At 73.2% G+C, this 13095-nt stretch carries 10 protein-coding genes; 3 read left to right on the top strand and 7 right to left on the bottom strand.

Features of this window, described 5'->3' with window-relative positions:
* The first annotated feature begins 73 nt into the window (after nt 1-73).
* On the top strand, nt 74-568 hold the full coding sequence (locus F0L17_RS10400) for a hypothetical protein (protein WP_155070854.1): 495 nt from the start codon (nt 74-76) through the stop codon (nt 566-568).
* Nucleotides 569-642: 74 nt separating this feature from the next.
* Here the strand turns inward: F0L17_RS10400 and F0L17_RS28040 are convergent, their stop codons facing one another.
* The 4 genes from F0L17_RS28040 to F0L17_RS10385 all read right to left on the bottom strand — a co-directional run bounded on the left by F0L17_RS28040 (nt 643) and on the right by F0L17_RS10385 (nt 6058).
* Entirely contained in the window at nt 643-771 is a 129-nt protein-coding gene (locus F0L17_RS28040) for a hypothetical protein (protein ID WP_274389092.1), read from the bottom strand.
* 193 nt (nt 772-964) lie between these two features.
* A complete protein-coding gene (locus tag F0L17_RS10395) occupies nt 965-1123 on the bottom strand; it encodes a sigma-like protein (RefSeq protein ID WP_155070853.1) in 159 nt (52 codons plus the stop codon).
* A gap of 222 nt (nt 1124-1345) precedes the next feature.
* Nucleotides 1346-4315, bottom strand: a complete 2970-nt coding sequence (gene afsR / locus F0L17_RS10390; protein ID WP_238419319.1) for an SARP-family global regulator AfsR — start codon at nt 4313-4315, stop codon at nt 1346-1348.
* A gap of 207 nt (nt 4316-4522) precedes the next feature.
* Nucleotides 4523-6058 (bottom strand): CehA/McbA family metallohydrolase, encoded by a 1536-nt coding sequence (locus tag F0L17_RS10385; protein WP_155070851.1) that lies wholly within the window; start codon nt 6056-6058, stop codon nt 4523-4525.
* Nucleotides 6059-6426: 368 nt separating this feature from the next.
* Between F0L17_RS10385 and F0L17_RS10380 the strand changes: the two genes are divergently transcribed.
* Together F0L17_RS10380 and F0L17_RS10375 are read left to right on the top strand one after the other, a co-directional pair.
* The gene (locus tag F0L17_RS10380; RefSeq protein WP_155070850.1) at nt 6427-9045 is read left to right on the top strand and encodes a bifunctional FO biosynthesis protein CofGH; all 2619 of its coding nucleotides are present in this window, start codon (nt 6427-6429) and stop codon (nt 9043-9045) included.
* A 214-nt stretch (nt 9046-9259) separates the two neighbouring features.
* On the top strand, nt 9260-10384 hold the full coding sequence (locus F0L17_RS10375; RefSeq protein ID WP_162466036.1) for an ADP-ribosylglycohydrolase family protein: 1125 nt from the start codon (nt 9260-9262) through the stop codon (nt 10382-10384).
* A gap of 210 nt (nt 10385-10594) precedes the next feature.
* Here F0L17_RS10375 and F0L17_RS10370 read toward each other — a convergent pair whose 3' ends face one another.
* The 3 genes from F0L17_RS10370 to F0L17_RS10360 all read right to left on the bottom strand — a co-directional run bounded on the left by F0L17_RS10370 (nt 10595) and on the right by F0L17_RS10360 (nt 12885).
* On the bottom strand, nt 10595-10804 hold the full coding sequence (locus F0L17_RS10370; protein ID WP_155070849.1) for a DUF397 domain-containing protein: 210 nt from the start codon (nt 10802-10804) through the stop codon (nt 10595-10597).
* A 199-nt stretch (nt 10805-11003) separates the two neighbouring features.
* Entirely contained in the window at nt 11004-11864 is an 861-nt protein-coding gene (locus F0L17_RS10365) for a Scr1 family TA system antitoxin-like transcriptional regulator (protein ID WP_162466035.1), read from the bottom strand.
* A gap of 259 nt (nt 11865-12123) precedes the next feature.
* On the bottom strand, nt 12124-12885 hold the full coding sequence (locus F0L17_RS10360) for a GOLPH3/VPS74 family protein (RefSeq protein ID WP_155070848.1): 762 nt from the start codon (nt 12883-12885) through the stop codon (nt 12124-12126).
* Nucleotides 12886-13095 lie beyond the last annotated feature (210 nt).

Genomic DNA, 13095 nt, shown 5'->3' with positions numbered 1-13095 from the left:
ATGGTGGAAAACGCGGGAGTTCGCGCCGGGTGCGCGAGCACGCACCGTCACGTCCTCCGGGGGAGAAGCGGACATGCAGCATCGTGTGAGGCGCCATCTGAAGCTGGTCGCCGTCGTCACCGTGGTGACGTTGGCCCTGTCGGGCTTCAGCCAGGCGCGTTCGTCGGGTGGGAGCGGCAAGAGCCGCGGCGGCGGCAGCAGCAGTGGCGGTGGCGGCTGCGGCAAGGACACGTCGTCCGGCCGGTCGAGCCAGAGCAGGAGTTACGTCGACACCGACGGCGGATCGTCGAGCGGCACCTCCGGTTCCTCCTCACGCGACCGCGAGCCGAGGGTCGAGATCGTCGACTGTCTGGCCACGGACGGGAAGACCGTGGTGGAGATGGTCTCCCGGGGCGGTACCGAGTGGTACACCGTCCACGTCTCCTTCCTCGACGACGGCGGCGCCATCGGAACCGGTTCGGAGCGCGTGCGACTGGGCGCCGGTGAGACCAGGCGCGTCGAGATCGACCCGAACGACCCGGGCATCGCGTCGCGGGTCGACGACTGCGAGATCACCAGGGTGGTGTGAGCCGGGTCGGGTCGGAACCACGGCAGTGGTTCCGACTCCGACGGGTGTTTCGGTCCGCTGACGGAGCGGGTGTCTCAGAATCCGGCCGGCTGGGACGGCGCGGGGGAGTAGGCGTGGTTGTCGGCCAGCGCCGGTGCCGCACCCACACCGACCATCGCCACCGCCACCGTCAGGGCGGTCAGGATCTTCTTCAAGCGGGTCATGCCGACTCCTCGGTGATAACAGAAAACGAGACATGCGGTTGGCAGAAGCGAAGACGCTCTTCGCGGCTGTGTCTACCTTCTTTCCGCATGTCATTGTCCGATAATCGCTTTTGTGTACATGACAGGGACCGGCCACGGCGGCTCCCCCTCATGCCGCCGGGACCGGTCCCGTGCATCCCCCGTGATGTGTGGTCTACTGCGCACCCTCGCCGGACGCGTGGTTCTCCTGGGTGGAGAGCTCGCTGCCCGAGGCGTGGTTCTCCTGGGTGGTCGGTCCACCCTCACCCGGGGCCGAAGCGTGGTTCTCGAGCTGCGGGCCGTCCTTCGCGGTCTTCTTGGCGATGTCGCTCATGCGGGCCAACTCCTATGGTCGGTGGCGGGGAGTTCCCGGGTGCGTCCAGCGGCTCCCCCGTGGGCCGCCGGACGCACCCTCTGGGCCGCTCATCCTGATGGTGCAGGGTTGCCGGGCCCGCCGACCCGCTTGCCCCCCGACGCGGCGGATCGACATGTACGAGCATGTCGGATGGCGATAAACGATCGATGAACGCCCGCTGGGCGGCGCGGGCACGGCCGTTCACGCGGCCACGGCGGGCGACAGCAGCTTCCGCACCTCGTCGGCCTCGGGGGAGTCCAGGGACTCGAAGATGGCGAGCGCCTCCTGCCAACAGGCCCGCGCCCGGTCGGTCTGGCCGAGCGCGTCCAGGGCGCGGCCCAGCACCGTCAGGACGTTGCCGCGCCGCCAGTCCCCGCCGATCACGCGCAGCGCCAGGGCCTGTTCGGCGTGGGTCGCCGCCTGTGCCGGGCGGCGCGCGACCATGTAGGCCTCGGCCATCCGCAGATGGGTGGCGCCCTCCCACATCGGTTGGCGGCTGTCGCGGAAGAGGGCGAGGGCCTGGTCGAGGTGGTCGAGGGCCTCGGCGGCGCGTCCGGCTCCCGTCAACGCGATCGCCAGGGCGTAGCGGGCGTTCGCCAACCGCATGGACATGCCCAGTTCGGCGTAGATGGCCACGCCCTGCTCGGCGAGCCGGATCGCGCTGTCGGTCCGGCCCAGCCCGACGTGGATCCGCGACAGGTTGCACAGCACGCTGGCCTCGCTGGGGCGGTTCCCGTCGGACCGGAACACCTCGATGGCCTCCTTGAGGTACTCCTCGCCCTCCTCGTAGCGGCTGCGGGAGAGGGCGACGATGCCGCGGTCGTTGGGGGCGTAGCCCCCCGCCATCGGGTCGCCGGTGGAGCGGGCCAGCTCCATGGCGCGCCGCGCGTTGTCGTCGGCCCGGTCGAAACGGCCCGTCACGCTGTGCACGTGGGTGAGCATGATCCGGGCGCGGCCCTCGGCCCAGGCGTCCCCGGCCTCCTGCGCCGCCCGGCACACGGCGTCGGCGGCCCGCTCGTAACGCAACGAGTGGATACCGGAGTCGGCCAGGTCCTTGGCGGCGATCAGGAGGTCGGCCGCGCGCCGCAGGGCGCCGCGCTCGGCCGCCTGCTGCACGCAGGCCAGCAGGCAGTCGGCCTCGGCGAAGAGCCAGTCCAGCGCGGCGGCGCGGTCGTCGAAGGAGAGCCCGGGGTGTTTCGCGGTCGTCAGGTGGGCCACGGCGCGGTCGCCGGGGCGCGACAGCGCGAAGACCTCGTGCCCGGTGGCGAGGTAGAAGTCCAGCAACCGGGCCATGGCGGCCTCGCATCCCTGGCCTTCGGCACGGGCCGCCCCAGGGGGCGGCTCGTCGCGCTCGGCGCAGGTGCGCGCGTAGAGCCGCACCAGGTCGTGGTAGCGGTAGCGGCCCGGGGCCGCCGACTCCAGCAGGGAGGCGTCGACCAGGGACTCCAGCAGGTCCTCGGCGTCCTCGACGGGACGGTCCAGCATGGCGGCCGCGGCGTGGACGGAGATGTCGGGGCCGTCGGCCAGGCCCAGCAGGCGGAAGGCACGGGCCTGCTCGGGTTCCAACTGGCCGTAGCCCAGCTCGAAGGTGGCCTTGACCGCCTGGTCCCCGGCCTGGAGCTCGTCCAGCCGGCGGCGCTCGTCGGCCAGCTTGCGGGCCAGCACCGAGACCGTCCAGGTACGGCGAGCGGCCAGCCGGGAGGCGGCGATGCGGATGGCCAACGGCAGGAAACCGCAGGCCGCGACCACGTCCATGGCGGCCTCGCGCTCCGCGCCCACCCGTTCGGACCCGACGATCCTGGTGAAGAGCGTCATGGCCTCCTCCGGGCTCATGACGTCCAGGTCCACCAGGTGCGCCCCGGCCAGGTCCACCATCCGCGTCCGGCTGGTGATCAGCGCGGCGCAGCCCTCGGTGCCCGGCAGCAGCGGACGTACCTGGGCGGCGTCGCGGGCGTTGTCCAGCAGGGTCAGGATGCGGCGGCCGGCCAACAGCGATCGGTAGAGCGCGGCGCGTTCCTCCACCCCGTCGGGGATGGTGGAGTCCGAGGTGCCCAGGGCCCGCAGGAACGAGCCGAGCACGGCCTCGGGCTCGGCCGGGGCCGGGCCCGCGCCCTGCAGGTCGACGTAGAGCTGACCGTCGGGGAAGTGGTCGCGGGCGGCATGGGCGACGTGGACGGCCAGGGTGGTCTTGCCCACCCCGCCGATGCCCGCGACCGCCGAGACGGCCATGATCCGGCTCTCGGCGGTGGCCAACTGCTCGCCCAGCTCGGCCACGAAGGGGGCCCGTCCGGTGAAGTCCGGCACCGTCGCCGGAAGCTGGGCGGGGCGCACGAAGCCGGCCGCGTTCCGCTGCGCCGTCTCCTGCGCCGGCAGGGCCAGCTCCTCGTCGGCCCGCAGGATGCGGCTCTGGAGCTCCGCCAACTCCGGGCGGGGGTCCACCCCGAGCTCCTCGGCCAGCAGCCGACGGGTGTCGGCGTAGACGGCCAGCGCCTCGGCCTGCCGGCCGCTGCGGTACAGCGCCAGCATCAGCAGCTCGCGCAGCCGCTCCCGCAGCGGGTGCTCGGCGGTCAGGGCCGTCAGTTCGCTGACCACGTCGGCGTGGAAGCCCAGTTGGAGGTCGAGGTCGAGGCGGTGCTCCAGCAGGGACAGCCGCCACTCCTCCAGCCGGGTGCGCTGGTTCTCGGCGTACGGGCCGGGGACGTGGGCGAGGGCCTCGCCGTCCCAGCGGGCCAGCGCCTCGCCGTACAGCTCCCGCGCCCGGGGCCGGTCACCGGAGGCGGCGGCCTTCTCCGCCTCGGCGGCACGGGCGGTGGCGGTGTCCACGTCCAGGCCGGTGTCGGGGCCCAGCCGAATCGCGTAGCCGCCCGACTCGCTGATCAGCGCATCGGCGCCCAGCACCTTGCGCAGCCGGGAGGCGTAGGTGCGCAGCGCGGCCAGGGCCCGCTGCGGCGGCTCCTCGCCCCACAGCGCGTCGACCAGCTCCTGCGCGGTGGCCGTCTGCCCGCCGCGCAGCAACAGACAGGCCAGCAGGGCCCGCTGTTGGGGAGAGCCGACGTTGACGGCCTCGCCGTCGCGCCAGGCGCGCACCGGTCCGAGCACGGCGAACCACAGCCGGTGGCGATTCTCCGGCTGCCGCAGTCGTTCGCGTTCGGTGTGCCCCTCGCCGTCCATGGTGCCCCCTGCGAAGTGTGACGACCCGCAGCGCACAGTTTGCCCTGTCGAGGGGTGCTCCGTCAGCCGTGCTCCACCCTCTCCCCACAGTCGCCGCGAACCCGCGACAGAATCGGTGGTCGATGACATGACAGATGCTTCGATACCTGACTCATCGCCAGGAAGCATCCCGTTCCGGGGCGTTGGCAGCCGCATGGTGGAACTTCGTCAACGCACCTCCAGCCAGATCGGGTTCGTCATCGCGGCCATCGGGCCCGGCAGCTCCGGCGGCGCGCCGTCCGGACGCGGCCGACGGACCTCGGCGCGGACGTACGCGGCCGACGACGCGGTGGTGCTCCACGAGACCGTGCCGGAGCCGGAGGCGGGCAGCCGCTCCGAGCGCATCTCGCCCTGGTCCGTCAGCAACCGCACCGTGCCCCCCGGCACTCCCGACACCCTCAGCCGCACCGTCACCTCCGCGTCCGACGCGACGCGCAGCCGCTCACCGATGCCGGCGTGCTCGCCGCGCGGGCCGACGGCCGACAGGGCCGACTCGACCGCCGAGGACTCCGCCAGCCAGCTCCGGCCGGCGCGTATCGCCTCCAGCACGGCCGCGCGCGACAGGTCCTCGGCGTGGACGACCGTCTGCGGCAGCCCCACCACCTGCGGCTCGCGGTGGGCGTCGCTGTTGCCCATCGCGGGGATCCACCGGTGGTGTCCCCGCCCGCCCGCCCGACCGCCCCGGCAGGCCGCCGACAGCATGTTGTCCCAGGCGGCCAGGGCCAGTTCGTCGTCGACCGTCCATGGGCCGTTCCACACCTCGATCGCGTCCGCGCCGGCGTAGCCGAACTTCCACTGGCACCCCACGAAGGGACAGTTGGGATGGGCGGGGACCACCAGGCCGCCCGCCCGGTGCACGGTTCGCACGTACCGCTCGTACGCGTCGTCACGCGCCCGGTGGCGCCAGTCGACGAACGTGCCCGGGTCGGTGCCGAGCGCCAGGTAGTGGCCGTTGCGGGTGGTCACCTCCTCACCGCACAGGATCAGCAGATCCTCCCCCCACAGCCCTTCCCAGGCGCCGTGCCCGGAGGTGGTGTTGTGCTCGGTGGTGGCGATGAAGTCCAGCCCGGCCTCCCGTGCCGCCGCGGCGACCTCGGCCGGGGTGCGCCGGCCGTCGGAGTGGACGGTGTGCAGGTGGCAGTCGCCCCGGTACCAGGCGCGCCCCCGCCCCCTCGCCCGCTCCGGCGGGTACCCGGGCCGGGGGGTGCGGCCGGGCTCGCCGTACCGCAGGGTGACGGTGACCTCGTACTCCATCCCCTGGGGCGCGACGGTGTACGGCCCCAGGACCACGTGCCAGGTGCCGGGGCGCACCGGACCGGCCAGGTACCCCGGTGTCGCCTTCTGCGCGCCGATGACGAACGCGTCGCGGAAGCCGCCGGACCAGCCCCGGAAGCCACGCCCGCCCGGGGCGGTGCCGCGTTCGTCGAAGATCCCGATGTCCAGGGCGTTGCCCGGTGTGCCGGTGGGCACCTCGGGCCTGTCGTAGGTGTAGGAGACGGCGATCTCCCGCACCCCGGGCGGAACCTCGACGGGCAGGTACACGAAGTCCGGCGCCCCCGTGGGCAGCCGGCCGCGGACCGTCCTGCTCTCCTCGTCCCCTTCCCGCCGGCCGCCCTCCTCCGCGCGGGCGAAGGTCACGGGGCGGAGCGTGAGCGCGCCCGCGACCCCCGTGGCGGACAACCTGAGTACGTCGCGCCGGTCCATGTCGGATCCCGCCTCCCGCCCTGTCGTGCCGGGGCCGCCCCGTCGCCCGACGCGGCCCGGTCGTGCTCCGGCCGTGCCCGACGGTGCCCGACGGCGCCCCAGAACCCCTCCGTCGTGGTGCGTCCCACCCTTCCACGCCGACGTGACGGGCGGGCGAAGGCTGTGGAAAACCCGGCCCACTCGGCGCCACACCGAGTGGGCCGGGGCCCTCCGGGCGGCTCCCCGCTCCGTCCCCTTCCACCGTCCCGCCCGCCGTCACGAGACCGTTCGCGCAGGGCCGACGGGGCGGGGCCGGAGCCGCCCCGATGTGAGAATCTCCTCCCCCGGTGCTCCGGCCGCGGCCCGGAGGGCACTCGTATGCTCGGGACATGACTTCGAGCGCGCAGGCAGCCCCCACCGTCAACGCCATGCGGCGGGCCCTGAGGAGGGCCCGGGACGGGGTCGCGCTGGACACCACCGAGGCGGCCGTACTGCTCCAGGCGCGCGGGGACGACCTGGCCGCCCTGACGACCTCCGCGGCCCGGGTGCGCGACGCGGGACTGGAGGCGGCGGGCCGTCCGGGAGTGATCACCTACTCGCGCAAGGTCTTCATCCCGCTCACCCGACTGTGCCGGGACCGCTGTCACTACTGCACCTTCGTCACCGTGCCCGGCAAACTGCGCCGGGAGGGCCACGGCATGTTCCTCTCCCCGGACGAGGTGCTGGACATCGCCCGCCGGGGCGCCGCGCTGGGCTGCAAGGAAGCGCTGTTCACCCTCGGCGACCGGCCCGAGGACCGCTGGCCCGAGGCCCGCGAGTGGCTGGACGCGCACGGCTACGACGACACCCTCGCCTACGTCCGCGCCATGGCGATCCGGGTGTTGGAGGAGACGGGCCTGCTGCCGCACCTCAACCCCGGTGTGCTGTCCTGGACGGACCTCCAGCGACTGAAGCCCGTCGCCCCGTCGATGGGCATGATGCTGGAGACCACCGCCACCCGGCTGTGGTCCGAGCCCGGTGGCCCCCACCACGGCTCGCCCGACAAGGAACCGGCGGTCCGGCTGCGGGTGTTGGAGGACGCGGGCCGCTCCTCCGTCCCCTTCACCACCGGCATCCTCATCGGCATCGGGGAGACGTACACCGAGCGCGCCGAGTCGCTGTTCGCGATCCGCCGTGTCCAACGCGCCTACCACGGCGTGCAGGAAGTCATCGTGCAGAACTTCCGCGCCAAGCCCGACACGGCCATGCGCGGGATGCCCGACGCCGAATTGGAGGAGCTGGCCGCCGCCGTCGCCGTCGCCCGTCACGTGCTCGGACCCACCGCCCGCATCCAGGCGCCGCCCAACCTCGTGGACTCCGAGTACGCGCTGATGATCGACGCCGGCATAGACGACTGGGGCGGCGTCTCGCCGCTCACCCCCGACCACGTCAACCCCGAACGCCCCTGGCCGCAGATCGACGAACTCGCCGAGCGCACCCGCGCCGCCGGCTTCCGGCTCCGGGAACGCCTCACCATCTACCCGGAGTTCGTCCGGCGCGGCGAGCCCTGGCTCGACCCCCGGCTGCTGCCGCACGTCACCGCGCTGGCGGAGCCGGCCACGGGGCTGGCCCGCGAGGACGCGACCGTCACCGGACGGCCCTGGCAGGAGCCCGACGAGGGCTTCACCACCACCGCCGGCGGCCGCACCGACCTGCACCACACCATCGACACCGACGGCCGCACCGCCGACCGCCGCACCGACTTCGACGAGGTGTACGGCGACTGGGAGGCGCTCCGCGAGCAGGCCGCGCCCGGCATGGCCCCCGGTCCCCTCCGGCCCGGGGACGGGCGAGGCGGGAGCATGGACGCCGACGTGCGCGCCGCCCTCGCCACCGCCGCCGACGACCCCACCCGTCTCACCGACGAGCAGGCGCTGGTCCTCTTCCACGCCGACGGTCCGGCCCTGGACGCGCTGTGCCGGATCGCGGACGACGTGCGCCGCGACACCGTCGGCGACGACGTGACCTACATCGTCACGCGCAACATCAACTTCACCAACGTCTGCTACACCGGCTGCCGCTTCTGCGCCTTCGCCCAGCGCCGCACCGACGCCGACGCCTACACCCTCTCCCTGGACCAGGTCGCCGACCGCGCGGCGCAGGCGTGGGACGTCGGCGCGGTCGAGGTGTGCATGCAGGGTGGCATCCACCCGGACCTGCCCGGCACCGCGTACTTCGACATCGTGCGGGCGGTCAAGGAGCGCGTGCCGGGCATGCACGTGCACGCCTTCTCCCCGATGGAGGTCGTCAACGGCGCCACCCGCACCGGCATGTCGATCCGCGACTGGTTGACGGCCGCCAAGGAGGCCGGGCTGGACTCCATCCCGGGTACGGCGGCCGAGATCCTGGACGACGAGGTGCGCTGGGTCCTCACCAAGGGCAAGCTGCCCGCCGCCACCTGGATCGAGGTGGTCACCACCGCGCACGAGCTGGGTCTGCCGTCGTCCTCGACGATGATGTACGGGCACGTGGACCAGCCCCGGCACTGGCTGGGCCACCTGCGGCTGCTCGCGGAGGTCCAGCAGCGCACCGGCGGCTTCACCGAGTTCGTCACCCTGCCGTTCGTCCACACCAACGCCCCGGTCTACCTCGCGGGCATCGCCCGTCCCGGACCGACGGCGCGCGACAACCGCGCGGTGACCGCCATGGCCCGCCTCCTGCTGCACCCGCACATCACCAACATCCAGACGAGCTGGGTGAAGCTGGGGACCGAGGGGGCGGCGGAGATGCTGCGCTCGGGCGCCAACGACCTGGGCGGCACGCTGATGGAGGAGACGATCTCGCGCATGGCGGGCTCCTCCTACGGCTCCTACCGCTCCGTGCGGGACCTGGTCGCCATCGCCGATGCGGCCGGACGTCCGGCCCGTCCCCGTACGACGGTCTACGGGGAGGTCCCCGAGGAGCGCGTCCGGGCCGCCCGGGCCTTTGACGGGCACCTCCCGGAGCTGCTGCCGGTGCTGGAGGACTGAGCGCGACCGTGGAGGGCGCGCGTGTCCCGAACGCGCGCCCCGGCGCCTTCCGGACGTCTCCCGAGGGCTTCCGGCCCGGTCCGCTTTCGTCCCCTTTCCGGCCGCGGAGGGTCGATTACAGTGCGGACCGACACGGGTCTCCCCCACCGGGCGGGGCGGCCGACGGCACCGAAGGACCACGGAACGCACGGGCCGCACGGGGAGGGACGGCGCAGTGACCGCGACAGCGGGCGGCGGCATCTGGGGCCGCGCCGAGCAGCAGGACTTCCGCAGCCGCGTGCGCGGTTGCCTCCTGGGCGGGGCCATCGGCGACGCGTTGGGCGCGGGCGTCGAGTTCGACTCGCTCGACGCCATCCGCGAGACGCACGGCCCCCAGGGGATCGTGGACTACGTCCCCGCCCACGGACGGCGCGGTGCCGTCACCGACGACACCCAGATGACCCTGTTCACCGTCGACGGGCTCATCCGCGCCCACGTACGGCGCGACACCGGTGCCTGGCACCCCCCGAGCGACGTGCACGCCGCCTACCGCCGCTGGGCCGCCACCCAACGGGACTGGGGCCCGGACGAACGCAGGGCGGAGGACGGCTGGTTGGCCCGTCAGGAATGGCTGTACGCGCGGCGCGCCCCCGGCCGGGCCTGCCTGACCGGGCTCGCCGACGAGCGGATGGGCACCCTGGACGCGCCGAAGAACCCCGATTCCAAGGGCTGCGGCACCGTCATGCGCTCGGCGCCCTTCGGGCTGCTCGTGGGGTGGGAACCGCAGTTGGTCTTCCAACTCGCCGTCGAGTGCGCCGTCCAGACGCACGGCCACCCCACCGGCTACCTGGCGGCCGGCGCCTTCGCCGTCATCGTCCACGCCGTCGCGCGCGGGGAGAGCCTGGACGGGGCGGTGCGGCGCGCCCTGGCCCATCTGGCGGCGCACCCCGGCCACGAGGAGACCACCGACGCCCTCGAACAGGCGTTGGGCGCCGTGCGTCAGGGGAGGCCGACCGCGGAGCGCGTGGAGTCGCTGGGGGAGGGCTGGACGGCGGAGGAGGCACTGGCGATGGGCGTGTACTGCGCGCTGGTCGCCGAGGACGTGCGGCACGGGCTGCTGCTGGCCGTGAACCACGGCGGGGACTCCGACTCCACCGGTTCCGTCTGCGGAAACCTGCTGGGCGTCCTCCACGGGGAGACGGCCCTGCCGCCGGGGTGGGTCGCGGAACTGGAGGGGCGCGCGACGATCCTGGAGCTGGCCGACGACTTCGCCATGGAGATGACCCAGGGGCCGGCCCTCCACGGCCCCGCGACCCCGGCCGGCTCGCCGGGTTGGCTGACCCGCTACCCACGGGCCTGACCCGGCCGCGGGGCCGACACGCCCCCGGACGCGCCGAGCCCCCTCGGCCGGGACGGCGAACCAGACGAGAGGGCTTCGGTCGGTCGTGCGGGGACTCCCGTACGTTCTTCCGCGCCCCGGTGCGGTGGCACCGCGACGCGGCCGGCGCACGCCGTACTGAGCGGTTCGGTACGGCGGTGCGGACGCCGTGGTACGGGGGGTGGGGAGCGATCAGTCGAGGGTGAGCGTCCCGTGGCCGACGGCCCCCACGAACGCGGTCCACGTACCCGGCGCGAACGCCAGCGACGGTCCCTGCGGCACCTTGGAGTCGCGCACGGCGACCTCCCGCGGCTCGGGTGACCGCACCTCGACGCACGCCCCGTTCCCGGCGGAGTGGCTGGACTTGGTCCAACGCTCGGTCGTGCCCTGTCGGATTGCCATGTCTGCTCCGGTTCTTTCCGAAAGGTGAAGAGTGCCGGGTGAGCCCGGCGTGCGGCAGACGGTACCCCCCGACCGGAGGTTTGGAAGCCGCCGTTCACTCGACCGGATGGCATATTCCAAGACGGGCTTCACGTCGGCCCGACGCGAGGTGTACCGTGCCGCGCCGTCGGCACGGCACGGGCTGTCTCGACGCCCGCCGTCAGCCCCGCGTGTACTCCTTGGCGATGCCCTCGACGAACTCCCGCGTCTGGTCCACGTTGAGGGCCTGCGCCCGCAGGTGCTCGTACATCACGCTGTAGCTGTGCACGTCACCGGCCTTCTCCAGGTAGAGGTCGCTGGTGACGCCCTCCAGGTAGACCACCGTCGAGTCCACGGCGTCCGGGAACTCCAGGATCGCGTACTGGCCGTTGAGTCCGGGGTGCGCGCCCATGGCGAAGGGCAGCACCTGCACCGTCACGTGGGGCAGTTGGGAGAGCTCCAACAACCGCTCCAACTGGTCCCGCATGATCTGCCGACCGCCGACCGTGCGGCGCAGCGCGGCCTCGTCGATCACCGCCCACAGGCGCAGCGGGTTCCTGGTGTCGTGGATCCGGTCCTGACGCCGCAGCCGCACCCGTACGCGCTTCTCGACGTCCGCCGCGGACGCCTCGGGCAGCGCGCCGGCGACGACGGCCTCCGCGTACGCCTGGGTCTGCAGCAGGCCCGGCACGACCTGCGGTTCGTACACCCGCAGGGACGCCGCGTCCGTCTCCAGACCGATGTAGACGCTGTAGGGGATGTCGCCGAACGCGTGCCACCACCCCTGCTGCCTGGACTCCTTGGCCATCTGCATCAGGGACTCGACTATCCGTCGGTCCTCGACCTCGTACACCCCGCACAGGTCGCGGACGTCGCGCTGGCTGATGCTGCGGCGGCCGTTCTCCAAACGGCTGATCTTGGACTGGGAGACCAGCAGCCGCTCGGCCACCTCCTCGGCCGTCATCCCCTTCTGTTCGCGGAGCCGGCGCAGCTCCTGGCCCAGTCGGCGCCGTCTGACGGTGGGATTGACATTGGATGCCACGGTGCGCACACCTCCGCTTGTGCCGAACACGACCGTCCTTCCAGCAGGTTGCCACCATCGGCGGCCGCTCCGCCGGGAAACGGCCACAGAGGGTGCGCACGCACGAGCGCGGGGTGGCGGTCCGACGCCGTTCTCGACGTGTGGACCACCACCCCGCGCCGCCGGGACTCCGGGGCCGGCCGTCGGCCGGCCCCGTTGAAGCCCGATGCCGGGCCACGGCTCGTCCGGCACCGGTGTGCCGGTGTCGGGGCGTGAGGGGTCAGCGGGCGCCCGCGCGGGCCATGCCGCCCCGCCGGGCCTGTCCGGCGAGTGGCGGCGGCGGGGCCGCGGACGGCCGCGCGACCGTCGCCCGACCACCTCCGCCCCGGCCCTGTGCGGTACGCCGTGGCTGCTGGGCCGCGACGCCGTTCTGCACGTCCATCACGGCGTGCGCGACGAGGCCGCCCATCGGGTCGTGCCTGATCAGATCCCGCAGCCGGGAGCGGGATGACCGCCCCTCGTTGCCGGGATAGAGGTGCTTGCCGAGGCCGACCGCGTGGGCCAGCGCGGCGAGCGCCGCGGTCCGCGGGTCCGGCGGTACGCCGGTGCGGATCGCGTTGTCCAGCCGGGCCCTGATCTCCCGGCTCACCGCCGTGTCCGTCGCCTGGTAGCGAGTCGTCGGCAGCACCCCGCACATCTGGCTCGATACGGCGTGAACCATGCCGCAGCGCTCCAGGTGAGTGAGATAGGTTTGACGCAGGCCCAGCCTGGGCCCGCCGATCCAGTGGACCGCGCGTACCGGACTGCCGCGCCTGCGCAGCAGTTCCAGCGCGGAGTCCAGTGTCGGATCTCCGGTCGGCCGTGGCAGCACCACGGCTATTCGGTCCCCGTCAGGGGCTATCCGTCCTGCGAGAGCCAGCTCGACGAGCTGGGCCCCGGCCAAGCCGAGGTCGAGCGACTGCGGCTGCGCCGTGGTACCCGTGGCCGGGTCCAGGGCCAGCAACAGAAGCTCCTCCGGAATTGTTCTGCGGCTCCTGCCCATCCATGCCTCCCCGCGTGGATGCATGACAGGGTGACCCCTCTCACAGAGATCTGTCGAGAGTGCCTGTGTGCTTTGTCATGGAACCAGTAGGTATGTCGTTACCGTCTGGCAATTTAGCGGCCCCTTCGCGGCCCCTTCGCGGCCCCGTGAGGAGCCGGAGAGCCGGGGGAGGGCCGGCGTTCAGGACACTGTTTACTGATATGACGAGCG

It is taken from the genome of Streptomyces taklimakanensis (genome assembly GCF_009709575.1).
GTDB classification, from domain to species: Bacteria; Actinomycetota; Actinomycetes; order Streptomycetales; family Streptomycetaceae; genus Streptomyces; species Streptomyces taklimakanensis.
This window is presented reverse-complemented; position numbering and strand designations above follow the sequence as displayed.